The organism is Streptomyces aurantiogriseus, from assembly GCF_014649375.1.
Lineage (GTDB): Bacteria > Actinomycetota > Actinomycetes > Streptomycetales > Streptomycetaceae > Streptomyces > Streptomyces aurantiogriseus.
In genome coordinates, this window is record NZ_BMSX01000003.1 from 215611 (window position 1) to 240046 (window position 24436).

The 24436-nt window shown below is 72.2% G+C and carries 24 protein-coding genes and 1 riboswitch; of the genes, 11 read left to right on the forward strand and 13 right to left on the reverse strand.

The window, feature by feature from the left end; genetic code table 11:
• Position 1 precedes the first annotated feature (1 nt).
• A complete protein-coding gene (locus IE263_RS07535) occupies positions 2-949 on the forward strand; it encodes an ABC transporter substrate-binding protein (RefSeq protein WP_189933578.1) in 948 nt (315 codons plus the stop codon).
• An 18-nt stretch (positions 950-967) separates the two neighbouring features.
• Here IE263_RS07535 and IE263_RS07540 read toward each other — a convergent pair whose 3' ends face one another.
• The 3 genes from IE263_RS07540 to IE263_RS07550 are packed head-to-tail and all read right to left on the reverse strand — an operon-like array spanning position 968 to position 2660.
• Positions 968-1702: an isocitrate lyase/PEP mutase family protein gene (locus tag IE263_RS07540; protein WP_189933580.1), complete on the reverse strand. Its 735-nt coding sequence runs from the start codon at positions 1700-1702 to the stop codon at positions 968-970.
• Positions 1699-2145 carry a carboxymuconolactone decarboxylase family protein gene (locus tag IE263_RS07545; RefSeq protein ID WP_189933582.1) on the reverse strand — a complete coding sequence of 149 codons (447 nt, stop codon included), beginning with the start codon at positions 2143-2145 and terminating at the stop codon, positions 1699-1701. The genes IE263_RS07540 and IE263_RS07545 overlap by 4 nt, the downstream gene beginning before the upstream one ends.
• Positions 2142-2660: a carboxymuconolactone decarboxylase family protein gene (locus IE263_RS07550; RefSeq protein ID WP_189933584.1), complete on the reverse strand. Its 519-nt coding sequence runs from the start codon at positions 2658-2660 to the stop codon at positions 2142-2144. Before IE263_RS07550 ends, IE263_RS07545 begins: the two co-directional genes overlap by 4 nt.
• Before the next feature lie 47 nt (positions 2661-2707).
• Between IE263_RS07550 and pdxR the strand changes: the two genes are divergently transcribed.
• Positions 2708-4120: a MocR-like pyridoxine biosynthesis transcription factor PdxR gene (gene pdxR / locus IE263_RS07555; RefSeq protein ID WP_189933586.1), complete on the forward strand. Its 1413-nt coding sequence runs from the start codon at positions 2708-2710 to the stop codon at positions 4118-4120.
• 61 nt (positions 4121-4181) lie between these two features.
• Positions 4182-4673, forward strand: coding sequence for a carboxymuconolactone decarboxylase family protein (locus IE263_RS07560; protein WP_189933588.1), 492 nt, complete (start codon positions 4182-4184; stop codon positions 4671-4673).
• A gap of 191 nt (positions 4674-4864) precedes the next feature.
• Here IE263_RS07560 and IE263_RS07565 read toward each other — a convergent pair whose 3' ends face one another.
• The 7 genes from IE263_RS07565 to IE263_RS07595 are packed head-to-tail and all read right to left on the reverse strand — an operon-like array spanning position 4865 to position 13099.
• Entirely contained in the window at positions 4865-5659 is a 795-nt protein-coding gene (locus tag IE263_RS07565; RefSeq protein WP_229910839.1) for an aminotransferase class IV, read from the reverse strand.
• A 13-nt stretch (positions 5660-5672) separates the two neighbouring features.
• Complete coding sequence (locus IE263_RS07570; RefSeq protein WP_189933590.1) at positions 5673-6851, reverse strand: FAD-dependent oxidoreductase; 1179 nt, start codon at positions 6849-6851, stop codon at positions 5673-5675.
• Positions 6848-8413 carry a class I adenylate-forming enzyme family protein gene (locus IE263_RS07575; protein WP_189933593.1) on the reverse strand — a complete coding sequence of 522 codons (1566 nt, stop codon included), beginning with the start codon at positions 8411-8413 and terminating at the stop codon, positions 6848-6850. The genes IE263_RS07570 and IE263_RS07575 overlap by 4 nt, the downstream gene beginning before the upstream one ends.
• Before the next feature lie 23 nt (positions 8414-8436).
• Positions 8437-10068 (reverse strand): benzoate-CoA ligase family protein, encoded by a 1632-nt coding sequence (locus tag IE263_RS07580; protein WP_189933595.1) that lies wholly within the window; start codon positions 10066-10068, stop codon positions 8437-8439.
• Positions 10065-10223 carry a hypothetical protein gene (locus IE263_RS07585; RefSeq protein WP_189933596.1) on the reverse strand — a complete coding sequence of 53 codons (159 nt, stop codon included), beginning with the start codon at positions 10221-10223 and terminating at the stop codon, positions 10065-10067. Before IE263_RS07585 ends, IE263_RS07580 begins: the two co-directional genes overlap by 4 nt.
• A complete protein-coding gene (gene pabB, locus IE263_RS07590; RefSeq protein ID WP_189933598.1) occupies positions 10220-12490 on the reverse strand; it encodes an aminodeoxychorismate synthase component I in 2271 nt (756 codons plus the stop codon). The genes IE263_RS07585 and pabB overlap by 4 nt, the downstream gene beginning before the upstream one ends.
• Before the next feature lie 30 nt (positions 12491-12520).
• Positions 12521-13099: an antibiotic biosynthesis monooxygenase gene (locus IE263_RS07595; protein WP_189933600.1), complete on the reverse strand. Its 579-nt coding sequence runs from the start codon at positions 13097-13099 to the stop codon at positions 12521-12523.
• 521 nt (positions 13100-13620) lie between these two features.
• Here IE263_RS07595 and IE263_RS07600 point away from each other — a divergent pair.
• Complete coding sequence (locus tag IE263_RS07600) at positions 13621-13980, forward strand: hypothetical protein (RefSeq protein ID WP_189933602.1); 360 nt, start codon at positions 13621-13623, stop codon at positions 13978-13980.
• Positions 13981-14005: 25 nt separating this feature from the next.
• Positions 14006-15214 (forward strand): glutathionylspermidine synthase family protein, encoded by a 1209-nt coding sequence (locus tag IE263_RS07605; protein WP_189933604.1) that lies wholly within the window; start codon positions 14006-14008, stop codon positions 15212-15214.
• A 79-nt stretch (positions 15215-15293) separates the two neighbouring features.
• Here the strand turns inward: IE263_RS07605 and rocD are convergent, their stop codons facing one another.
• Complete coding sequence (gene rocD / locus IE263_RS07610; protein WP_189933606.1) at positions 15294-16499, reverse strand: ornithine--oxo-acid transaminase; 1206 nt, start codon at positions 16497-16499, stop codon at positions 15294-15296.
• A 91-nt stretch (positions 16500-16590) separates the two neighbouring features.
• Positions 16591-16680, forward strand: a riboswitch (ZMP/ZTP riboswitch).
• A gap of 49 nt (positions 16681-16729) precedes the next feature.
• Here rocD and IE263_RS07615 point away from each other — a divergent pair.
• From IE263_RS07615 to IE263_RS07625, 3 genes are all read left to right on the forward strand, one after another.
• Positions 16730-18181: a glycine hydroxymethyltransferase gene (locus IE263_RS07615; RefSeq protein ID WP_189934298.1), complete on the forward strand. Its 1452-nt coding sequence runs from the start codon at positions 16730-16732 to the stop codon at positions 18179-18181.
• A 143-nt stretch (positions 18182-18324) separates the two neighbouring features.
• Positions 18325-19338 carry a tryptophan--tRNA ligase gene (gene trpS, locus IE263_RS07620; protein ID WP_189933608.1) on the forward strand — a complete coding sequence of 338 codons (1014 nt, stop codon included), beginning with the start codon at positions 18325-18327 and terminating at the stop codon, positions 19336-19338.
• 196 nt (positions 19339-19534) lie between these two features.
• Complete coding sequence (locus IE263_RS07625) at positions 19535-20113, forward strand: 2'-5' RNA ligase family protein (RefSeq protein ID WP_189933611.1); 579 nt, start codon at positions 19535-19537, stop codon at positions 20111-20113.
• A gap of 18 nt (positions 20114-20131) precedes the next feature.
• Here IE263_RS07625 and dprE2 read toward each other — a convergent pair whose 3' ends face one another.
• Both dprE2 and dprE1 read right to left on the reverse strand, forming a co-directional pair.
• Positions 20132-20887, reverse strand: coding sequence for a decaprenylphospho-beta-D-erythro-pentofuranosid-2-ulose 2-reductase (gene dprE2, locus IE263_RS07630; RefSeq protein WP_189933613.1), 756 nt, complete (start codon positions 20885-20887; stop codon positions 20132-20134).
• A gap of 8 nt (positions 20888-20895) precedes the next feature.
• The gene (dprE1, locus tag IE263_RS07635; RefSeq protein WP_189933616.1) at positions 20896-22257 is read right to left on the reverse strand and encodes a decaprenylphosphoryl-beta-D-ribose oxidase; all 1362 of its coding nucleotides are present in this window, start codon (positions 22255-22257) and stop codon (positions 20896-20898) included.
• 132 nt (positions 22258-22389) lie between these two features.
• On the opposite strand from dprE1, the gene IE263_RS07640 reads away from it, so the two are divergent.
• Genes IE263_RS07640 through IE263_RS07650 form a run of 3 tightly spaced genes read left to right on the forward strand, consistent with a single transcriptional unit; the run spans position 22390 to position 24436 of the window.
• Positions 22390-22965 (forward strand): phosphatase PAP2 family protein, encoded by a 576-nt coding sequence (locus IE263_RS07640; protein WP_189933618.1) that lies wholly within the window; start codon positions 22390-22392, stop codon positions 22963-22965.
• The gene (locus IE263_RS07645) at positions 22962-23963 is read left to right on the forward strand and encodes a decaprenyl-phosphate phosphoribosyltransferase (protein WP_189933620.1); all 1002 of its coding nucleotides are present in this window, start codon (positions 22962-22964) and stop codon (positions 23961-23963) included. Before IE263_RS07640 ends, IE263_RS07645 begins: the two co-directional genes overlap by 4 nt.
• Complete coding sequence (locus IE263_RS07650; RefSeq protein ID WP_189933622.1) at positions 23957-24436, forward strand: GtrA family protein; 480 nt, start codon at positions 23957-23959, stop codon at positions 24434-24436. Before IE263_RS07645 ends, IE263_RS07650 begins: the two co-directional genes overlap by 7 nt.

The following is a 24436-nucleotide window of genomic DNA, read 5'->3' on the forward strand; positions in this document are numbered from 1 at the left end:
CATGCGAGTGCGTATGACGGCTGCCGCAGCGGGCCTGGTACTGCTCACCGGCTGCGGCGCCGCCGACATGACCAAGCAGGCCTCGCCCTTCGCCAACGCGCAGGGCGCGAAGACGGTGACCCTGTCCGTGCAGTCCTGGGTGGGCGCGCAGGCGAACGTCGCCGTGGCGCAGTACATCCTGGAGCACGAGCTGGGCTACCGCGTGGACACCGTCCAGGTGGACGAGGTCCCCGCCTGGGACGCGCTCAGCCAGGGCCGCGTCGACGCCATCCTGGAGGACTGGGGGCACCCCGAGCAGGAGCAGCGCTACGTCGACGACAAGAAGACCATCGCGCGCGGCGGCGACCTCGGGGTCACCGGGCACATCGGCTGGTACGTCCCCACGTACTTCGCCCAGCAGCACCCCGACGTCACCGACTGGAAGAACCTCGACAAGTACGCGCCGCTGTTCCGTACCGCAGAGAGCGGCGGCAAGGGCCAGCTGATGGACGGCTCCCCGTCGTACGTCACCAACGACAAGGCGCTGGTGAAGAACCTGAAGCTGGACTATCAGGTGGTGTTCGCCGGTTCGGAGGCCGCGCAGATCACGCAGATCAGGCAGTTCGCCAAGGAGAAGAAGCCCTTCCTGACGTACTGGTACGCCCCCCAGTGGCTGTTCAAGAAGGTCCCGATGACGGAGGTGAAGCTGCCCCCCTACAAGGAGGGCTGCGACGCCGACCCGGAGAAGGTGGCCTGCGGCTATCCGCACACCCCGCTGGAGAAGTACCTCAACGCGGACTTCGCGAGGACGGGCGGCAGGGCGGCGGCCTTCCTGAGGAAGTTCAAGTGGACCACCGAGGACCAGAACGAGGTCTCCCTGATGATCGCCGACCAGAAGCTCACCCCCGAGGAGGCGGCGAAGAAGTGGGTGGACAGCCACGAGTCGACGTGGCGGGCGTGGCTGTCGTAGATCCCCCTGTCCCTGTCCTTACCCCTGCCCCTGTTCCTGCCTCAGGCGTGCGGCGATCTCCTTGGCCGCCGCCGTCGCCCGCCGTTGCAGCCCCGGACCGAAGGTGACGCGGGTGGCCCCGAGTCCGCCGAGCTCGGCGGGCGTCGGGCCCTCGCCGACCTTCGCGGAGACGTTGAGGGGTCCCTGGATCCCGGACCGCAGTAACGGCAGTACGGCGACCGGGGCGCCGATCGGGTACACACAGTCGGCGCCGGCGGCGACGTACAGCGCGGCCCGCTCGATGGCCCGTGCGGGGTCGGTGACGCCCTGGGCGAAGGTGTCGATGCGCGCGTTGACGAAGAGCCGGTCGGCGGCCGCAGACCGCACCTCGGCGAGCCAGTCGGCGTGGGCCCGCGGGTCCTTGAGGACACCCCCGTTGGAGTCCTCGAGGTTGCAGCCCACGGCTCCCGCCTCCAGCAGCCGCTCGACCAGCTCCTTCGGCGGCAGGCCGTAGCCGTCCTCGACGTCCGCGGACACCGGCACGTCCACGGACCGCGCGATCCGCGCGACCGCCGCGAACATCTCCTCCGCCGGGGTCCGGCCGTCCGCGTACCCGAGCGAGGCCGCGACTCCGGCGCTCGGCGTGGCCAGTGCGGGGAAACCGGCGTCGGCGAAGGCGCGGGCACTGGCCGCGTCCCAGGGGCCGGGCAGGACCAGGGGCTCCTCGGGGGAGGGCCGGCGGTGGAGGCGGCGGAACGTCTCGACCCCGCTCACGGCGTGTACTCCCCGGGCGCGACGCGGCGGCCGACCATCACCCGGTTCCAGTTGTTGATGGCGACGACCAGACCGATGAGGTGGGCGAGTCGCGTGTCGTCGAAGTGCGCGGCGGCCCGCTCGTACACCTCGTCGGGCACGAAGCCGTCCGTGAGGACCGTGACCGCCTCCGTCAGCGCGAGCGCCGCCCGTTCCCGCTCGTCGTAGACGTCCCCGGCCTCCTCCCAGGCGTCGAGCAGGTCCAGCTGCTTCTCGCTCACCCCGTGCTCGCGGGCGAGGGCGAGGTGCATGTCGAGGCAGAAGGCGCAGTGGTTGAGCTGCGAGGCACGGATCACGACCAGTTCGGCGAGCGCGGGGTCGCCGAGCCCCTTCTTCGCGACCGCGCTGAGGCGGGACATGGCCTGTCCGACTTCCTGGTCCAGGAGCTTCGTACGAGCCGTCACCCGAAGTCCCCCACCTGGTAGTGGCCCGGCACCGCGCGCGTGGTCACCCCGAACCGGTTCCACGCGTTGATCACCGTGATCGTGGCGATGAGCTGGGCCAGCTCGGCCTCCTCGAAGTGCGCGGCGGCCCGCTCGTACACCTCGTCGGGCACGAAGCCGTCCGTGAGGACCGTGACCGCCTCGGTCAGCTCGATCGCCGCGAGTTCCTTCTCCGTGTAGAAGTGCTTCGACTCCTCCCAGGCGGCCAGCTGCACGATGCGCTGGACGCTCTCACCCGCCGCGAGTGCGTCCTTGGTGTGCATGTCGAGACAGAAGGCGCAGTGGTTGAGCTGGGAGGCGCGCAGCCGTACCAGCTCCACCAGCGTGGGGTCGAGGCCCTGCTGGGCGGCCGCGTCCAGGCGGACCATCGTCTTGTAGACCTCGGGGGCGTGCTTGGCCCAGCGCATCCGGGCCGGTTGTTCGGGGGCGTACTCAGGGGTCGTCACGGTCGTCGTGCTGTCGTCGCCGTTCGTCATGTCCTCGACCCTAGGAGGAAGGCAGCCCACGGGTATGGTCCATTTCCATGGCGAAATCCTGGGCAACTTTCGGTGTCGACCTGCATCTGGAACCGACCGGTGGCGGCCTGCGCCGCGGGCTGACCGACGCCCTGCGCGAGGCCGTCCGCACCGGCCGCCTGGCCCCCGGCACCCGGCTGCCCTCCTCCCGCTCCCTCGCCGCCGACCTGGGCATCGCCCGCAACACGGTCGCCGAGGCCTACGCCGACCTCGTCGCCGAGGGCTGGCTCACCGCCCGCCAGGGCTCGGGCACACGGGTCGCCACGGGGGTCCCGGCCACGTCCTTCGGGCAGTGGACGGCGCCGCCGCCGGGCGCGGTCCCCGGCCTCCGTGAACCCGACCAGCCCGCCTTCGACCTGCGCCCCGGCATGCCCGACCTCGCCTCCTTCCCGCGCACGGAGTGGCTCAGGGCCGCCCGCCGCGCCCTGACCTCGGCCCCGTACCACGCGTTCGGCTACGGCGACCCCCGCGGCCGTATCGAACTGCGCACCGCGCTCGCCGGCTACCTCGCCCGGGCGCGGGGCGTGCGCACCGACCCCGGCCGCGTCCTGGTGTGCGCGGGCATCTCCCACGGCCTGAAGATCCTCGGCACGGTGCTGCGGGCGCGCGGGGTGCGCACGGTCGCCGTCGAGTCGTACGGACTCGACATTCACCGCAGGCTGCTGGAGGCGGCCGGTCTGCGCACCGAGCCCCTGGCGTTCGACGAACTGGGCACCGACCCCGAGGGGTTGGGGGACGTGGGCGCCGTGCTGCTCACCCCCGCCCACCAGTTCCCGATGGGCATGCCGCTGCACCGCGACCGGCGGGCGGCCGTCGTGGAGTGGGCGCGGCGCACCGGCGGCCTGGTCCTGGAGGACGACTACGACGGCGAGTTCCGCTACGACCGCCAGCCCGTCGGCGCCCTCCAGGGCCTGGACCCCGACCACGTCGTCCACCTGGGCACCGCGAGCAAGTCCCTGGCCCCCGGCCTGCGGCTGGCCTGGACGGTGCTGCCGCCCGCCCTGGTGCGGGAGGCCGCGGCGGCGAAGGGCGGCATCGACACCTGCGGGGTGCTGGACCAGCTGACGCTCGCGGAGTTCATCACCTCGGGCGCCTACGACCGTCACATCCGCGCGGCCCGCCTGCGCTACCGGCGCCGCCGGGACGCCCTGGTGGCCGAGCTGGCCCGGCGGGCTCCCTCGGTCCGGGCCACCGGCATCGCGGCCGGCCTGCACGTGGTCCTCCGGCTGCCGCCGGGCACCGAACAGGCGGCGCTGCGGGCGGCGGCCTGGCAGGGGCTGGCGGTGGACGGGCTGCACCGCCACCGGCACCCCGACGCGACCGCCGAGCCGTGCGACGCGCTGGTGGTGGGGTACGCGACCCCGCCGGACCACGCCTGGGCGGGGACGCTGGACGCGTTGTGCGCGGTGCTGCCCGAATAATCGCACCGTGAATCGGGGGTTCTTGTTTCCGGAAATCCGATACTGCGGTTAGAGTCACCCCATGAGCACTAGTGATTCCATATCCCGCGTCGCCCTGAAGAAAATCACCCCCGACGTGTCGGCGGCGATGGGTTCCCTGCATGGCGCCGCCGTTTCCGCCGCCCAGGACGCCAAGGTCGAACCGGAAATCCTGGAACTGATCAGGATCCGTGCCTCGCAGATCAACGGCTGCGCGTTCTGCCTCGACATGCACACCAAGGACGCCCGCGCCCAGGGCGAGACCGAGCAGCGCGTCTACGCGCTGAACGCCTGGCGGGAGACCCCCTTCTTCACCGAACGGGAGCGCGCCGCACTGGCGTTGACCGAGGCGGTCACCCTGGTGCACGACGGTCACGTCCCGAACGCGGTGTACGCCGAGGCCGCGGAGGTCTTCGACGAGGAGCAGATCGCGGCACTGATCTGGGCGGCCACCGTCATCAACGCCTACAACCGGATCGCCATCGCGACCCGCATGGTTCCGGGGGCTTATCAGCCCGCTCAGAAGAAGAGCTGAACGAAGAACTCGACGCAGCGCCGCACCATTAACTGAATCAGGGCAGCGGAAAATGCGCCGGGTCGAATCGAAGTCGTATCGAATTCGATCCGGCGCATCTTTCTGTGCGGAAACCGATGGGTCCGGCACGGAAACATGGTCCGGTGCGGAAACATGGGTCCGGTACGGAAACATGGGTCCGGTACGGAAACTCAGTGGGCCGGCAGCGGCTCTGCCAGATCGTCCAGCCACTGCCGCCATTCCGGGGCGCGCACCGCCGGCCCCGCCGCCATCGGCCGTCCCGTCCACTCCGTCACCGGCCGGATGCCGTGCAGCGCGTTGACCAGCCACACCTCACGGCCGTCCAGCTCGGCCACCGTCCGTTCCCGGTGGGCGACGCGGATGCCGTGGTGCCGGGCCCGCTCCTCGATGAGGCCGAGGGTCACGCCGGGCAGGACGGGCAGCCGCGGCGAGGGCAGGCACAGGGTGTCCTCCTCCCACCACAGCACGCTGGCGGTGGTCGCCTCCAGCACCGCGCCGGAGGCCGCGATCAGCACCGCCTCCTCCGCCCCCGCACCGGACGCCCGCCGCCGCACCCGGGCCAGGGCCTCCAGGTCCGGTCCCTTGCGGCGCGGGACGGTGCGCGGATCGGACTGCCCCGCCGCCCAGACCCGGATCCCGGTGCCGAGCGGGGGCGCGGGCCGCAGCAGCAGCCGCAGCTCCAGGGAGCCGGCCGCCAGTTCCACCCGCGGGAACCACTCGCCCGTGCGCGGCAGCGCGTCCGTCATGTCCCGCCAGAACTCCACGAGCCGGCGCGGCGACGGCCCGCCGCACTCGCCGCAGGCCCGCGCGAAGCGCTCCCGGTGCCGGTCGAGACCCCGCACCCGGCCGTCGCGCACCAGCCACGAGTCCGCCACGAGCAATCGCCCGCCGGCCCCCGCACCGGACGCCAGGCCCCGGCCGGGCGTCCACGCCAACAGTTCCTCCACCGTCCCCGGTTGTGCCACCGACGTTCCTTTCTCAGTACTTGCGGCCCGCGAGCGCCGGCGCCCCGTGCCGTGGCCCGTACGGCGCGTGCTCCAGCCACGAGCCGCACCACGGCACCACCGGCGCGAGCGCCGCAGCCGCGCGCTGCTTGACCCGCACGATCCGGCGCTTGGGCCGCAGGTGGTCCAGAGCGGTCGCGGCGGCCGAGCTGTTGAACAGGGCCGCCGCACGCCGGGACGCGTCGAAGTAGGCGACCGCCTCCGCCGACCCGGCGGCGATCGCCTCCGCGGCCGCCGCCGCGTCCGCGATCCCACTGTTCATGCCGCGCGCGCCGAACGGCGGGAAGAGATGCGCCGCCTCGCCGACGAGCAGCACCCGCCGGTGCGGATCCGTGAACGAGGCCGCGACCTTGTGCAGGAAGCGGTACGTCGACACCCACAGGATCCGCTCCGCGTACCCGTCCCCGACCACCGCGGGCAGCCAGGCCCGTACGGCCTCCTCGGTGCCGTACGCCTCCCGGGTGTCGTCGTCGCGGCACTGCAGGTCGACCTGGAAGCCCCCGGTGAACGGCACCCGCATCACGCTGCGCCCGCCCACCCCCGGATGCTCGTAGTGGAAGACCCGCTCCAGCGGCAGCTCGGCGCCCGGGACGTCGGCCACGTCGACGACGACGTGGAACCCCTCGGCGTGACTGCCCTCCATGGCGATGCCCAGGGCGTGCCGGAGGGTGGAGCGGGCGCCGTCGGCGGCGACGGCGTACCCGGCGGTCCAGTTGCGCCCGTCCTCGCCGGTCAGTACGACACCCGTCTCCGTGACGTCCACGTCCCGCACCCGGGCGTCCCACACGAACTCCACCCCCGCCCGCTCGCAGGCGGCCCGCAGGAAGCGCTCGGTGTCGAGCTGGCGCAGGCTGGTGAAGGGCGGCGGTCCCGAGGGCGGCGGGAAGGTCCGGGAGTACACCTCACGCCCCCGGTAGAAGGTCCGCTTGGTCTGCCAGGTCCGCCCGTACGAGGCGATCTCGGCGGCGAGCCCCGGCTGCATCCCGTCGAGCAGGCCGAGGGTCTCCCGGTGCACGAACAGGGCGCGGCTGCCCGGCCGCTCGCGGTCCTCCGGGTCGGCTTCCAGCAGGACGACGTCCAGCCCGCGGGCCCGCAGCGCGAGCGCTGCCGACAGGCCCACGGGACCGGCGCCGACCACCACGACCTCGTTCACGCGCGCGCACCTTCGGCCAGCATGCGGCTGATCTCCACCCGCTTCACCTTCCACGTGGCGGTCATCGGCAGCTCCTCGAACCGCCACTGCCGCGGCTCGGCCATCGCGGGCAGGTCGGCCGTGGCCTCCCGCCAGCGCTCCGGATCCAGCGGCCGTTCGCCCCGGACGCACACCACCGGCACCGGCTCCCGGTCCGCGCCGGGCACGATGACGACCTCGCGCAGCTCCTCCAGGCGGTCCATCAGCGTGTCCTCGACCTCGAGGTTGCTGTGCACGGAGTCGATCTGGTCGATCTCACGGTCGATGAGATGCAGGGCGCCCAGACGGCTCCGGTAGCCCATGTCGCCCATCTGCCACCACTCGCCGTCGAGTTGCCGCTCGTACTGCTCCCGGGCGCCGAGGTAGGTGAGGATGCGGCCCCTGGTGCGGGCCTCGATCCGGCCGGGCGTGCCGGGCGCGGTCCGCCTGCCGTGGTCGTCGGTGACCCGGACCCGGGTGAAGCCGGGTATCCCGATCCCGACCCGGCGGCCGTCCGCGCGGGCGGCACTGCGCCGGGTGAACCACTGGAACGCCACCGGCCCCGTCTCGCTCTGCCCGTACAGCTGGATCAGCCAGGGCGAACGACGCTTCGAGGCGTCCAGCAGCCGCCGTACGGTGCGCGGATGGATCGCGTCGAAGGTGGAGCCGTAGGACCGCACCCGGGACAGCGGCGCTCCGGGAGCGTCGGCCAGCTCCTCCCACAGCACGAACGTGTTGGGGTGGGTCTCGACGATGCCGGGCCGGTGCCGGGCCAGCAGCGGTCCCACCGAGGCCGGCTCCGGGTCGGTGATCAGCACGAGCGGACTGCCGAAGTGCAGCAGGACACCGAGCAGATGGTAGAAGCGCGAGTGCACGAAGGACATGTGCAGGGCGGCGGTCTCGCCACGGGTGGGCCAGCCCATCGCCTGCTGCGGCACCAGCCGGTTCCACATGCTGTTCGCGCAGTGCACGGCCAGCTTGGGAACACCGGTGGTGCCCGAGCTGTGGGTGATCAGGGAGGGCTCGCGGGGGTGCAGCCGGACGGGCGCCGGCGGTTCGGCGCCGGCGTACTTCTCCAGGGAGACGGCTCCGGGTGCGTTGTCCACGGACAGCGTCCCCCGTACGAGCGCGGCGACGTCGACGTCCTGCAGCGGGCCGTCCAGCCTGGCGCGGTCGGTGATCAGCCAGGGCCGGCTGAGCCGCCCGAGCAACTGCCCGACGACCGGGCCGGCCAGGGCGGGCGACAGCAGCACCGGCACGGCGCCGACACGGGACACGGCACAGGCCAGCAGCATGATGTCGACGTTGTCCGTCTTGTGGACGACCACCTGTTCCGAGGGCCGTACCCCGGCCTCCCACAGGCGGCCGGACAGGTCCTCGACCAGGTCCGCCAGCTCGGGGTAACCGAGATCGACGCCGAGCGCGGGGGCGACGTCCAGCGGGCGGTCCAGGGTGACCGGAACGGAGCCGTGACGGTCGGCCGCCTGGCGGAACACCGGGCCGAGATAGAACGCGCGGTCGCTGAAGAGGGACTGCTGGGGCATGGGACCGCTCCTTTCTGTAGGGCTCACCACGCGCCCCGGCGGACCAGGTGGCGGCGGAGCTTTCCGGTGGGGGTCCGCGGCAGCGACGTCACGAAGCTGACGCTGCGGGGGACCTTGAAGGCGGCGAGACGGTCGCGGGCCAGGCCGAGGAGTTCGTCCTGCAGGCGGGCCGCCGGCTGGGCCACGGGTACGACGAAGGCGCGCAGCCGGCTGGCGCCGCGTCCGTCGGTCACGGCCGCGACCGCGACCTCCTTCACCGCCGGGTGGGTGCGCAGCACGGCCTCCACCTCCAGCGGGGAGACGGTGATGCCGCCGACCATCTCCATGTCGTCGCTGCGGCCGAGGTGCCGGTAGGTGCCGTCCGGTTCGCGGCAGGCCCGGTCGTGGGTGGCGAGCCAGCCGCCGACCAGGGTGCGGGCCGTCTCCTCGGGCCGGTTCAGGTAGCCGGGCGTCACCGTCGGCCCGCGCACCCACAGTTCGCCCTCCACGCCGTCCGGCACCGGGCGCCCGGCACGGTCGCGCAGTTCCACCTCGAAGCCGGGTACGGGGCGGCCGACGGTGCCCGGGTGGTTGTGGTCGACGCCGTTGGCGCAGAAGGCGTGCCCGGCCTCGGTGGAGCCGATCTGTTCGAGGACCGGCGCGCCGAGCAGCTCGCTGACCTGCCTCCCGAGCTCCACCGGCAGCCCTTCGCCGGCCGACACCGCGGCGCGCACCGAGGCGAAGCAGGCCTCGTGCCCGCTGCCCCGGTCGGCGACCAGCGCGGCGTAGGCGGACGGCACGGAGTAGAGCAGGGTCACCCGGTGCCGGGCGACGAGTTCGTCGACGGCGGCGGGGGTCGGCCGGCGGTCCACCAGCACGGCGGAGGAGCCGGAGAACAGTGGGAAGACGAAGGCGTTGCCGAAGCCGTAGGCGAAGTACAGCTTCGAGACCGACAGGGTCACGTCGTCGGGGGTGATCCGCAGCAGCCGCCGGCCGATCAGGTCGTGGTACGTCTTCGGGTCGGCGTGCGTGTGCACGACCCCCTTGGGGCGGCCCGTGGTGCCGGAGGTGTACTGGATGTACAGGGGAGCGTGCGCGTCGACCTGATGGGCGTCGGCCGGCTCGGCGGTGGCACAGAGCGCGAGCAGCTGGTCGGCGCCGAGGCCCGCCCGGTCGGCGAACCTGTCCTCCAGGCCCGGTCCCGTCACGCACAGCACGGCTTCGCTGTCCTGCGCGATGAACGCGTGTTCGGCGGCGGGGAGTTCCGGGTTGACCAGCACCGCCACGGCCCCGAGACGGGCGATGCCGAGGAAGGCCGTCACCCAGGCGACCCCGTCGGGCAGCGCGAGCACCACCCGGTCACCGGGACGCACACCGTGCTCCCGCAGCACGGAGGCCGCCCGAGCCGCGAGCGTGTGCACCTCCCCGTGGGTCCAGACCCGATGCCCCTGACGAAACGCGACCCGCTCCGTCCACCCCCGCAACGCGGCCAACGCGGCGAGCCCGGCGGCGAGATTGCCGGGGGCGGCCTCCTCGGCGGTGGCCGGGCGCGCAGCCTTGGCGGCCGGCGAAGCGACCGTGACGCCCCGAGCCGTCGTGGCTCGGGGAGCGACGGAGCCGCGCGGGGCCGGTGGGGCCGTGGGCCGTGCGGCCGTGGTGGTGCGCTCGCACTTCATCGGTCGGCCTCCTCGGCGAGGGCCTGGCGCGCAGCCTTGTCGGCCAGCGGGACGACGGTGACGCTCCGAACCGTCGTGGCTCGGGGAGCGACGGAGTCGCGCGGGGCCGGTGTGTCCGTGGGCCGTGCGTCGGTGGTGGGGTGCCGGGTGTTCATCGCGTGGCCTCCTCAGGGGTGGCCGGGACGGGGGTGGCGTCGCTGCGGGAGCCGGACCGGGCCGGTGCGGGGACGGCGGCCCGGACACCGGGCGTGGGCTGCACGCTCCGCAGGGCCCGCATCTGGGCCGCTGTCTTCAGCAGCATCTCGTCGTACTCCGCGGCCGGATCGGAGTCGAGGACGATCGCGCCACCGGCACCCAGGTGCAGCAGACCGTCGGCGAGGACGGCCGTGCGGATGACGACGGCCAGGTCGGCGCCGCCGCTGCACCCCAGGTAGCCGAGGGCGCCGGAGTAGACGCCGCGGGCCTCGGTCTCGAGGGAGTCGATGATCTCCAGGGTGCGCAGCTTCGGCGCGCCGGTCATCGACCCGGCGGGGAAGCAGGCGCGGACACAGTCCACCGCGTCCGTGCCCTCGCGCAGCCGGCCCTCGACGGTGGAGACCAGCTGGTGCACGGTGGCGTACGACTCGGTGGCCATGAGCCGGGAGACCCGCACCGTCCCGGTCCGGCAGACCCGGCCCAGGTCGTTGCGGAGCAGATCGACGATCATCAGGTTCTCCGCACGCGTCTTGGCGTCGGCCGCCAGCGCGTCCCGCAGCCGGGCGTCCTCCTCCGGGGTGTCGCCGCGCGGCGCGGTTCCCTTGATCGGCTTGGCCTCGGCGACGCCGTCCCGGGTGATCCGCAGGAAGCGCTCGGGGGAGGAACCGGCCACGTCGAGCTCCCCGAATCTCAGGAAGGCCGCGTACGGCGCGGGGTTGGCGCGGCGCAGTTCCCGGTAGAAGCCGTACGGGTCGGACGGGGCGGGCAGACGCGCGGCGTCGGTCAGGCAGATCTCGTAGCTGGTGCCCGCCCGCAGTTCCCGCTTGCAGGCCTCGATGTCCGCGAGATACGTCGCCCGGTCGCGGACCAGCCACGGCTCGGCGGCACCGAGGTCGGGCTCGGCCGGCCCCGTCTGCGGCGCCCGGTCCGGATCCGGGGACACGAAGGTGAGCTGGGCCACCGCGCTCTCGAGCCAGTCGGCCGCCTCCCTCGCGGCCTGCGGGGTGTCCTCCGCCAGGCAGACCGCGTAGGTGAGGCCCTCCTCGTGGTCCACCGCGATCAGCCGGTCGGCGAACAGCCAGCAGGCGTCCGGCGTGGTGGCCCGGTGGCGGTTGGGGGAGCCGCAGTCGGCCTTCGTCTCGTAGCCGAAGTAGCCGACGTATCCGCCGGTGAAGTCGAAGGGCAGCCCGGTGGCGTCCACCCGGCGGTTCGTCAGCTGCCGCTTGAGGTAGTCGAACACGCTCGCCGCGACCTTGCGCGGGGGCCGCCCCGCCCGCTCGATCTCACAGCGGCCGGTGTCGACGTCGTACCGGACGAACTCGGCGAGCGGGCCGCTGTCGTCGCCGAAGAAGGAGAAGCGGGAGAGCCCCCGCTCGACCCGGGAGCTGTCCAGCCAGAACGCCCGTGGCGAGGAGCCGTACATGCGGGTGAAGGCGGCCTCCGTGTCGACCGCGGTGGCGATACGGCGGGTGTGCAGACGGTAGGCCGGGCCTTCGGGGCGCCGGGGCCGCGGGACGGTCACGCCCGACGGGGCGTCCGCGGAGCCGACGGCCGCGGGGCGGTGGACCGCGGGGCGGGGAACCGCGGGGTGGGGGATCGCGGCCGCGGACGGGGTGACGGCGGTGTTCTTCGTACGCGGCTTGCGGGCCAACTCGGCTGTGATATTACGGAAGTTGACCAGCATGCGGTGGCCGTGGTCGGTGAGGACGGACTCCGGATGGAACTGCAGTCCCCACAGGGGCCGGCTGCGGTGCCGCAGCCCCATCAGGACACCGTCCTCGGACCACGCCGTGGCCTCCAGCGTCGCGGGCAGCGGCTCGCGCACGGCGAGGGAGTGGTAGCGGACCGCGGTGAAGCCCTGGGGCACTCCCTGGAACAGGTCCCGCCCGTCGTGCCGGACCGTGGACAGGTGCCCGTGCCGCGGCTCCGGCGCCGGCCCCACCTCGGCTCCCTCGCCCAGGGCGACTCCCTGATGGCCCAGGCAGACGCCGAGCACGGGGATCGTGGCGGCCGCGAGCACCCGCGCGCTGATGCCGAAGTCCCGCGCGTCGGCCGGGTGCCCGGGACCGGGTGACACCACCACGTTGTCGAACCGGGCTAGGTCGGGAATCGCGTCGGCCGGGGTGTCATTGAGGACCACCACCGGCTCCTCGCCGTTGACCTCGGCGATCAGCTGGAACAGGTTGTACGTGTACGAATCATAATTGTCGATGAGCAGGGTCTTCACCCGCCCACCTCCCTTTGGTCGTTCTCGGGCCTATGCGGTCCGTCGCCTGTGGCGTCCCCGCAGCGCCTGGAGCGGCGGATACAGCCATTTCTTGAAGAAACGCTGAAGCCGCGGCATGAGAATCCAGGTGACAAGCGCTGTCACACACAGACACAAGAGCAGCGTACGGACGAACGGATTGAGGCCGCCGAGATAGGGGAGTACGATCACATTGAACCCGAGCACCGGTGGGAACACGGCGCTCATATTCACGAACCACAACTTCCATTTCTTCGGCGGTGCGGGCGCGGCGGGTTGCGCGGTCTGGGACTCGAACCAGATCTGGGAGCCCCGCACGCTCCTGCGCCCCGTCCGCCGGGCGAGCCTCTCGACCCGGCTGTCCCACTCCATCCGGGCGGTCGAGTCCTCCCACGCCCGAGCCATGCCTTCGCTGGCGAAGCGATAGACCACATGCCACTCCGCCTCTCGGTCGACGAGGACACCACCCCCCAGGAAGCCCGGTTGCCGCGCGCTCGCGCCCAGCATGGCCCACCCCCAGGAGTGGAAGTCGGCCTCGTGGCCCGGCGCCACCTGATAGGCCAGGGTGACGGTGACGGGATTACTGGTCACGGCGTTGAGTACGGAAGGGAACGGCCCCGCGTTCACAGTTCGTTCAAACTTCTACGACTGTCCGAATCGTGACCCTTGGCGGCTTTTTCGATGGACTTGGCATCTTCTGTCGAGCGATACTGCGGGTAACTTTTCCCGGAATTCCTGGAAGCGCTTGCCGGCAAGTCCGAGAAAGCCGACGATCGGCCTTCCGGACCATGGGGGATTCATGTCCGAGTGCGACCGGAATCGGCCGACGAGGGAATCGATCGGGCTCGTTCCGAGATCGAAACGGGCGCCGGAACCGCCCTCACGGCGTGATCCGGATCAACCGAAGTGCGGCCGGCCCGGACAGGACCGACAGTGCCGAAGCCGCGTCGAAGCCGACCACCGCACCGAGGGACCACACCGTGCCGAGCGGCGCAAACGGACTGCGGACGAACGGCCGGACCAGGGGGCCGTGGACCACGCTCCCACACCCCTCTCTAGGCTGACCGCCGGAAACCAGGCACAACCTGCAGCACACAACGGGGAGACAGAACATGGCGGACGCACGGAGGCAACTTCGCTCGGGCACGGTCGTACTCGGAAGTGTGGGCGTGCTCGCCGCGGCCCTCACCGCCTGCTCCTCCGACCCCGACAAGCGCTGCGTCGACAGCGACAGCTACACCCTCGGCAAGGGATACAAGGTCGTCTCCGACAAGAACTGCAAGTCCACGAAGACCACGACCGGCGGCGCCTGGTACTACGGCGGCAAGAAGAGCGGATCCTGGGTCAACGGCGGCTCCTTCACCAAGCCCGGCAAGGGATCCGGCGGTTCGAGCAGCAGCAGCGGCGGCAGCAGCAGCGGCGGTGTCGACCGCGGGGGCTTCGGCAGCGACGGCGGCAGCTCCGGCGGCTGACGAGGAACCCCACAGGACACGCCGTATGGAACGCCACACCATCGAGCCCCGCCCCGGCTGGCAGCAGACCGTCGAGGAACAGGGGCTCGTCTACCCGCTCACCCGCCACCCCGACGGCACCCTGCGCCCCTACTGGGACGAGAGTGCCTACTACAGTTTCACGCTCGCCGAGGTCGAGGCACTGGAGGAGGTGGTCGAGGAACTCCACCGCATGTGCCTGGCCGCGGCCGAGCACCTCGTCTCCGAGAACCGCCTCGCCGACCTCGGCATCACCGACCCGCGCGTCGCCGAGGCGGTCACCGAGGCATGGCACCGCCGCGCCGAACTCCCGTCGGTGTACGGCCGCTTCGACCTGCGCTACGACGGCACCGGCCCGGCCAAGCTGCTGGAGTACAACGCCGACACCCCCACCTCCCTGGTCGAGGCGGCGAGCCCCCAGTGGTTCTGGATGGAGGAGCGGTTCCCCGGCGCCGACCAGTGGAACTCCCTCCACGAACGCCTCGTCGACGCCTGGCGGAAACAGGCCCCGCTCCTCCCGCCCGGCAGCCCCCTCTACTTCGCGCACTCCACCGCCGACGAACTCGGCGAGGACCTCATGACGGTCGCCTACCTCAAGGAGACCGCCGAGCAGGCCGGCCTGGACACCGCCTGGATCCCCATGGAGGACATCGGCTGGGACCGGCTCTCCGGCCGCTTCGTCGACCACCAACTCCGCTTCATCCGCAGCTGCTTCAAGCTCTATCCCTGGGAGTGGCTCACCACCGACCGCTTCGCCGGCCACGTCCTCGACACCCTCGACAACGGCGGCGGCACCGGCACCACCCTGTGGATCGAGCCCGCCTGGAAGATGCTCCTCAGCAACAAGGCGCTCCTGGCCGTCCTGTGGGAGCTGTACCCCGGCCACCCGAACCTCCTCCCCGCCTACCTCGACGGGCCGAGAGAACTGGCGGGCACCACGGGCTACGTCGCCAAGCCGCTCCTCGGCCGCGAGGGCGCCGGCGTGACCGTCCACGAACCGGGTGCCGCCCCCGCCGTCAACGAGGCAAAGCCGTCGGGCACACGCGAAGAGCCCTGCTGCTACCAGGAGTTGGCTCCGCTGCCCGCCTTCGACGGCAACCACGTCGTCCTGGGCGCGTGGGTCGTCGAGAACGAGTCCGCCGGTCTCGGCATCCGCGAGTCCTCCGGCCTGATCACCGACGAGTACGCCCGCTTCCTGCCCCACGTGATCCTGTAGGCCGGGAGACCCTGGAGGCCGGGAGACGCTGCAGGCCGGGAGACGCTGCAGGCCGGGAGACCCTGGAGGCCGGGAGACCCTAGAGGCCGAGCACCGCCCGCAGCTGGTCCAGCCCCCAGTCCAGATCCTCCCTGCTGATCACCAGCGGAGGAGCGATCCGGATCGTCGGCCCGTGGGTGTCCTTCACCAGCACCCCCCGGTCCATGAGCTTCTCGGAGATCTCGCGCCCGGTCCCGTACCCGCGCGCGAGGTCGACGCCCGCCCACAGCCCGCGCCCGCGCACCTCGGCCACCCGCCCGGTGCCGGCCAGCGCCCCCAGCTCCCGCAGCAGATGCTCCCCGAGCTGTGCCGCCCGCTCCTGGAACTCACCCGACCGCAGCATCGCGATCACCTCCAGCGCCACCGCACAGGCCAGCGGATTCCCGCCGAACGTCGACCCGTGCTCCCCGGGCCGGAAGACACCGAGGACGGCCTCACTGGACACCACCGCCGACACCGGCACGATCCCGCCGCCCAGCGCCTTCCCCAGCACGTACACGTCCGGCACCACCCCCTCGTGCTCGCACGCGAACGTCCGCCCGGTCCGGCCCAGCCCCGACTGGACCTCGTCGGCGACGAACAGCACGTTCCGCTCCCGCGTCACCTCCCGCACCGCCGCCAGATAACCCGCCGGCGGCACCAGCACCCCCGCCTCGCCCTGGATCGGCTCCAGCAGCACCGCCACCGTGTTCTCGCTCACCGCCGCCCGCAGCGCCGTCACATCCCCGTACGGCACGATCTCGAATCCCGGCGTGTACGGCCCGTAGTCCGCCCGCGCCTCCGGGTCCGTGGAGAAGCTGATGAGCGTCGTCGTCCGGCCGTGGAAGTTGTTGCCCGCGACGACGATCTTCGCCATCTCCGCCGGCACGCCCTTCACCCGGTACCCCCACTTGCGGGCCGTCTTCACCGCCGTCTCCACCGCCTCCGCCCCGGTGTTCATCGGCAGCACCATCTCCATCCCGCACAGTTCCGCCAGTTGAGTGCAGAACGCCGCGAACCGGTCGTGATGGAACGCCCGCGAGGTCAGCGTCACCCGCTCCAGCTGCGCCTTGGCCGCCTCGATCAGCCGCCGGTTGCCGTGCCCGAAGTTCAGCGCCGAATAACCCGCCAGCAGATCCAGATACCGCCGCCCCTCCACATCCGTCATCCACGCCCCGTCGGCCGTGGCGACGACCACCGGCAGGGGGTGGTAGGTGTGCGCGCTGTGCGCGTCGGCGGCGGAGATGAGCGCTTCGGTCGTGCTCACGGGACCTCCCGGAGATGCGGCTGCCCCCTTCTTATCGTCGCTCGCATGGTGGACGCGGCACCTTCGCCGTCCGGCGCGCCCGGTAGGCTTCCGAGCAGGCCGTGACTGGCGCGCTGGGATGGGACGGACCATCGGGGAGCGGCCTTGAGTGACAACAGTGCCGTGCGCCTGGGCCGAACCGTGAAACCGTGACCGCTCTCCAGCACCCACGCCACCCGGAGGCCGACGACATGTCAGAGCAGCAGCCCCTCTCCACCGAGTCCACCGCCTTCCGCGCCGCCCTCGACGTGATCCGCGCCGTCGAGCCGCGCGTCGCCGACGCCATCGGCCAGGAGGTCGCCGACCAGCGCGAGATGCTCAAGCTGATCGCCTCCGAGAACTACGCCTCCCCGGCCACCCTCCTCGCGATGGGCAACTGGTTCAGCGACAAGTACGCCGAGGGCACCGTCGGCCGCCGCTTCTACGCCGGCTGCCGCAACGTCGACACCGTCGAGTCCCTCGCCGCCGAGCACGCCAAGGAGCTCTTCGGCGCCCGCCACGCCTACGTCCAGCCGCACTCCGGCATCGACGCCAACCTCGTCGCCTTCTGGGCCGTCCTCGCCCAGCGCGTCGAGGCCCCCGCCCTGGAGAAGGCCGGCGTCCGCCAGGTCAACGACCTCTCCGAGGCCGACTGGGCCGAGCTGCGCCGGGCCTTCGGCAACCAGCGCATGCTCGGCATGTCCCTGGACGCCGGCGGCCACCTCACCCACGGCTTCCGCCCGAACATCTCCGGCAAGATGTTCGACCAGCGCTCCTACGGCACGGACCCGGCGACCGGCCTCATCGACTACGAGGCGCTGCGCGTGTCGGCCCGCGAGTTCAAGCCGCTGATCATCGTCGCGGGCTACTCCGCGTACCCCCGTCTGGTGAACTTCCGGATCATGCGCGAGATCGCCGACGAGGTCGGCGCGACCCTGATGGTCGACATGGCGCACTTCGCGGGCCTCGTCGCCGGAAAGGTCCTGACCGGCGACTTCGACCCGGTCCCGCACGCCCAGATCGTCACCACCACCACCCACAAGTCCCTGCGGGGCCCGCGCGGCGGCATGGTCCTGTGCGACGACTCCCTCAAGGACCAGGTCGACCGCGGCTGCCCGATGGTCCTCGGCGGCCCCCTCCCGCACGTCATGGCCGCGAAGGCGGTGGCCCTGGCCGAGGCCCGGCAGCCCGCCTTCCAGGACTACGCCCAGCGCATCGTCGACAACTCCCGCGCGCTGGCCGAGGGCCTGATGCGCCGCGGCGCGACCCTGGTGACCGGCGGCACCGACAACCACCTGAACCTGATCGACGTCGCCACCTCCTACGGCCTCACCGGCCGCCAGGCGGAGGCCGCCCTCCTCGAGTCGGGCATCGTCACCAACCGCAACTCCATCCCCGCCGACCCGAACGGCGCCTGGTACACCTCGGGCATCCGCATCGGTACCCCCGCCCTGACCACCCGGGGCCTGGGCACGGCGGAGATGGACGAGGTCGCGGGCCTGATCGACCGTGTGCTCACGACGACCGAGCCGGGCACCACCAAGTCGGGCGCCCCGTCCAAGGCCGCCCACGTCCTGGACGAGAAGGTCGCCGACGAGATCGCCCGCCGGGCGACGGACCTGGTGGCGGGCTTCCCGCTGTACCCGGAGATCGACCTCGGCTGAGTGGCGCATCTGAGCCCCGTGTCCCGTAAGGGGCGCGGGGCTGTGCCGACACGCGGCCGCTGCCGTGTGGGCGCGACCGGCCCACCGGCATGCGGCTCCCCACGCACCGAAACCACCCCCACCCCTCTGCGACAATGGGTCGCATGGCCTCTGATCGACCCCGCGTGCTCTCCGGAATCCAGCCCACCGCAGGCTCGTTCCACCTCGGCAACTACCTCGGCGCCGTCCGCCAGTGGGTGGCCCTGCAGGAGTCCCACGACGCGTTCTACATGGTCGTCGACCTGCACGCGATCACGGTCCCGCAGGACCCGAAGGAGCTCAGCGCCAACACGCGGCTGGCCGCCGCACAGCTGCTGGCGGCCGGGCTCGACCCGGACCGCTGCACGCTCTTCGTGCAGAGCCACGTCCCCGAGCACGCGCAGCTCGCCTGGGTCATGAACTGCCTCACCGGCTTCGGCGAGGCGTCCCGCATGACGCAGTTCAAGGACAAGTCCGCCAAGCAGGGCGCCGACCGCGCGAGCGTCGGCCTGTTCACGTACCCGATCCTCCAGGTCGCCGACATCCTGCTGTACCAGGCCAACGAGGTGCCCGTCGGCGAGGACCAGCGCCAGCACATCGAGCTCACCCGTGACCTCGCCGAGCGCTTCAACGGCCGCTTCGGCGAGACCTTCACGATCCCGAAGCCGTACATCCTCAAGGAGACGGCGAAGATCTACGACCTGCAGGAACCGTCGATCAAGATGAGCAAGTCGGCGTCCACGCCGAAGGGCCTCATCAACCTGCTCGACGAGCCGAAGGCCACCGCCAAGAAGGTCAAGAGCGCGGTCACCGACACCGACACGGTCATCCGCTACGACGTCGAGAACAAGCCGGGCGTCAGCAACCTGCTCACCATCTACTCGACCCTGACCGGCACGAGCATCCCGGAGCTGGAGCAGCAGTACGAGGGCAAGCTCTACGGCGCGCTCAAGACGGACCTCGCCGAGGTCGTCGTCGACTTCGTGACGCCGTTCCGGGACCGCACCCAGCAGTACCTGGACGACCCCGAGACGCTCGACTCGATCCTGGCCAAGGGGGCCGAGAAGGCGCGCGCCGTCGCCGCCGAGACGCTCTCCCAGGCCTACGAGAAGGTGGGCTTCCTGCCCGCGAAGCACTGAGCGGGCGCCGCGGACGCCCCGCGGGCGCACCACCGCACACAAGTTCCTCGGGCGGAGCGCTGCACATCACTCCGCTCGCGCCTGCCCACAACACAGCCATGGCCGTACAGTCGATAGCCGTACGACTGAGTACGAACCCGGCACGGCATCCGGCAGTACAGCAGACAGCCCTTCCGGTACGACGACAGGAGACGACGTGGGGACCGTAACGATCGGCGTGTCGATCGCGGTCCCGGAGCCTCACGGCAGCCTGCTCCAGGAGCGGCGCGCGGGCTTCGGCGACGCCGCTGCTCACGGCATCCCCACGCATGTCACCCTGCTCCCGCCGACCGAGGTCGACGACACCGAGCTGCCCGCCGTCGAGGCGCATCTCACCGAAGTCGCCTCGACGGGCCGCCCGTTCCCCATGCGGCTCTCCGGCACGGGCACCTTCCGGCCCCTGTCACCGGTGGTGTACGTCCAGGTCGTCGAGGGCGCCGAGGCCTGCGCCTGGCTGCAGAAGCAGGTCCGCGACGCCTCGGGGCCCATCGCCCGCGAACTGCAGTTCCCCTACCACCCGCACGTCACCGTGGCGCACGGCATCGACGACGCGGCGATGGACCGCGCCTTCGAGGAACTCGCCGACTTCGAGGCCGAGTGGTCCTGCACCGGCTTCGCCCTCTACGAACAGGGCGCCGACGGCGTCTGGCGCAAGCTCCGCGAGTACGCCTTCGGCGGGCCGATGGTGCCCCCACAGGCCGCCCACCTGGACCGCGGCTCGCTCCCCACCCGGTAGACCGGCCCTGGACCAGCCCTAGACCGGCAGCCTGCGGAACACCGCCCGCGGCACGTGCCGCAGCGCCGACATCACCACCCGCAGCACTCCCGGCACCCACACCGTCTCCGAGCGGCGCCGCAGCCCCAGTTCGACGGCCGCCGCGACCGCCTCGGGGGTGGTCGCCAGCGGTGCCTCCGCCAGCCCGGCGGTCATCTTCGAGCGCACGAACCCGGGTCGTACGACCATGACGTGGACGCCCGTGCCGTGCAGCGCGTCACCGAGGCCCTGGGCGAAGGCGTCCAGGCCGGCCTTGCTGGAGCCGTAGATGAAGTTGGCGCGGCGGGCGCGTTCGCCGGCGACGGAGGAGAGGACCACCAGGGAGCCGTGGCCCTGGGACTGCAGGGCGCGGGCGGCGACCAGTCCGGACGAGACCGCGCCCGTGTAGTTGGTCTGCGCGACACGGACGGCGGCCACCGGGTCGCGCTCGTCGTGGGCCTGGTCGCCGAGGACGCCGAAGGCGAGCAGCACCAGGTCGATGTCGCCCTCCGCGAAGACCTTGCCGAGCACTGTCTCGTGGGACTCGGGGTCGAGGGCGTCGAAGGCGACGGTGCGCACGTCGGCGCCGAGGGCCCGCAGATCCGCGGCGGCCGACTCCAGCGCGGGCGAGGGGCGTCCCGCGAGGCAGACGGTGCGGGTGCGGCGGGCGATCAGGCGGCGCGCGGTGGCCAGCGCGATCTCGGACGTACCACCGAGGACGAGAAGGGACTGGGGGAGACCGAAGGCGTCCTTCACGACAGCTCCTAGAGGGAGAGACGGCGGGCGAGGTCGGACACGAACACCCCGCGCGGGTCCAGTTCCGCGCGCAGGGCGCGGAAGTCGTCCACGCGCGGGTACATCGCGGTGAGCAGGTCGGGTCGCAGCCGGGAGTCCTTGGCGAGGTAGACACGTCCGTCGGCCGCGGCGACCTCCTCGTCCAGTTCGTCGAGGAAGGCGCCGAGGCCGGGCAGGGCGGCCGGGATGTCCAGGGCCAGGGTCCAGCCCGGCCGGGGAAAGGAGAGCCAGCCGGGGTCGGCCTCCCCGAAGCGCTTGAGGACGGCCAGGAAGGACGGGCACCGGCGCCGCGCGATGCGGCCCACGATCCGGCGCAGGGCGTCCTCCTCGCCGTGGCCGACGACGAACTGGTACTGCACGAAGCCGCTGCGGCCGTAGACGCGGTTCCAGTGGGGGACGCCGTCGAGGGGGTGGAAGAAGGCGGAGAGCCTCTGGAGTTCGCCGGTCCGTGCGCGGGGTGCCTTGCGGTACCAGACTTTGTTGAACAATCCCACGGTCCGCCGGGTGAGCAGGCCTTCCGGGACGAAGGCGGGGGCGGGCGGGAGCCGGGAGGGACGGAAGGACAGCGGGGCGCTCCGCGCGCGTGCGGGCAGTGCGGCGAGGGGCGCGTGGTCGCCGCGGGTCAGGACGGCGCGTCCGGTGGCCGCTCCGCGCGCGAGGAGGTCGATCCAGGCGACCGAGTAGCGGTAGAGGTGGTCGGTGGCCGTCAGCCGGGCCATGAGGTCGTCGAGATCACTCGCGCGCTCGGTGTCGACCGCCATGTAGGTCGTCTCGACCGGCTGGAGGCGGACGGTGGCCGTGAGGATCACCCCGGTGAGGCCCATGCCGCCGGCGGTAGCGTCGAACAGGGGCGTGCCGTGGCCGACCGTGCGGACCGAGCCGTCGGCGGTGAGCAGCTCCAGCGACAGGACGTGACGGGAGAAGGAGCCCGACCCATGGTGGTTCTTGCCGTGGATGTCGGCGCCGATCGCGCCGCCCACGGTCACATAGCGGGTGCCGGGCGTCACCGGCACGAACCAGCCGAGCGGCAGCAGGACCTCCATGAGGCGGTGCAGGGAGACGCCCGCGTCGCACAGGACGGTCCCGTCGGCCGCGTCGATGGCATGGACGCGGTCCAGGCCGGTCATGTCGAACACCGCCCCGCCGGCGTTCTGCGCCGCGTCCCCGTACGCCCGCCCCAGGCCCCGGGGAATGCCTCCGCGTGCTCCGCAGCCCCGGACGGCGCCCACGGCCTCCTCGTACGACCGGGGGCGGATCAGACGGGCGGCGGAGGGAGCGGTGCGGCCCCATCCCGTGACGGAAACGGTCTCGGAAGCGGTCTCGGCAGGCATGTCGGCGACCGTATCGTCCCTTTGTGGGTGATTAGTTTTGAAACATTCCACTCTCCCCGAAATGGGTGATTAATGGGATGTCGCTCAATATTGCCGGTGCTCCGGCGGGGTCGGCATGAACAGTGAGTCCACATGGACCACCACCCGGACCACCACACCGACCACCGCCCAGACCACCACACGGACGACATCGACCACCGCATCCTGGCGGCGCTCCGCGCACGTGGTGCGGATCCGCGCGTGGCGGGGGCCGCGCGCGCCCTCTCGTGGGCGGGCGAGCACGGCGCGCTGTGGATCGCGGCGGGGCTCGTGGGGGCCGCCGTGGACGGCGCTCGGCGCGGCGCGTGGCTGCGCGCGACGGCGCTCACAGCGGGCGCGCACGTCGCCAGCATGGGCGTGAAACGGATCGTGCGCCGTCCGCGCCCCGCGCACGTCGAACCCCTGGTGCGCACCGTCGGCCGGCACTCCTTCCCCAGCTCGCACGCGACCTCCGCGGCGGCCGCCGCCGTCGCCTACGGCGCCCTCGGGGCGCACCCCGTGCCCCCGCTCGCCGCCGCGATGTGCCTCTCGCGCCTGGTCGTCGGCGTCCACTACCCCTCCGACGTGGCCGCGGGCGCGGCCCTGGGGGCGCTCACGGCGCGCCTGGGAGCGCGCTGGATGAGAGAGGGCGCGCGCGGCGTGCGCGGCGTGCGAAGGGGGCGTGCATGACTGAGGCCGCGCCCGTGACGGGCGTCGCCGACGTCCCGGAAGCCGCCCTCCACCAGCAGCGCACCCGGCGCGACCGGTCGCACCGGCCTCGGCCCGCGCCCCCGCGCAGGAGCCCCGGCACCCTCCTCACCGGCCTCCTGCGCACCGCCCGCCCCAAACAGTGGGTCAAGAACGTCCTCGTCGTGGCCGCCCCCGCAGCCGCGGGCAGGCTGTTCTCCTGGCACACCCTCACCGAACTCGCCCTGGTCTTCGCGCTGTTCACCGCCTGCGCCGCCGCCGTCTACCTGATCAACGACGCCCGCGACGCCGATGCCGACCGTGCCCATCCCACCAAACGGCACCGCCCGGTCGCCGCCGGACAGGTCCCGGTGCCCGTCGCGTACGCCGTCGGAGGCGCCCTGGCGGTCCTCGCGCCGGCCGCCGCGGCCTGGCTGACCCAGCCCCTCGTCGCGGCCCTCCTGACGGCGTACCTCGGCATGCAACTGGCCTACTGCGTCAGCCTGAAGCACGTCCTGGTCGTCGACCTCGCCGTCGTCACGACCGGGTTCCTGATGCGGGCGATGGCCGGCGGGCTCGCGCTCGGTATCCCGCTGTCGCGCTGGTTCCTGATCACCACCGGGTTCGGGGCGCTGTTCATGGTGTCGGCCAAGCGCTACTCCGAGGCCGTGCAGATGGCCGGGAAACAGGGCGCCACGCGCGCGTTGCTCACCGAGTACACCCCCGGATACCTGCGCTTCGTATGGCAGCTGGCGGCCGGGGTCGCCGTGCTCGGCTACTGCCTGTGGGCCCTGGAGGAGGGCGGTGTGCCGCACACGAGCGTGCTGCCCTGGCGCCAGCTGTCGATGGTCGCCTTCATCCTGGCGGTCCTGCGCTACGCCGTCTTCGCCGACCGCGGCACCGCCGGCGAACCCGAGGAGGTCGTCCTCGGCGACCGTGCCCTCGCCCTCATCGGGCTGGTGTGGCTGGCGATGTACGGGCTGGCGGTGGCCAATTGGTAGGTGGCCGGCGTGAACTCCTGGGCTTCGCCGCCGTGGGACTCCTCGCCTACGCCGCCGACCTGGCCCTCTTCACGTACCTGCGCGGCCCGGCCGGTGCGGGCCCGCTCACCGCGAAAGCCCTGTCCTTCCTCGCCGGCTGCACGATCGCGTACACGGGCAACGCGCTCGGCACGTACCGGCACGCGCGCGTGAAGGGACTGCGCCCCTACGCCGTGTTCGTCGCGGTGAACATCGCCGGGGCGCTCGTCCAGCTCCTCTGCCTCGCCGTGAGTCACTACGGCCTCGGCCTCACCTCACAGCGCGCGGACACCGTCTCCGGCGCGGGGATCGGCATGGCACTGGCCACTGTCCTGCGGTTCTGGGGTACACGGACATGGGTGTTCGGCAGCGGCCGGAGCGTCGGCCGGACTTCCGATCGACGTGTCGGTCGGAGCGTCGGCGGGGGTGTCGGCCGGAGTATCGGTCGGATCTGA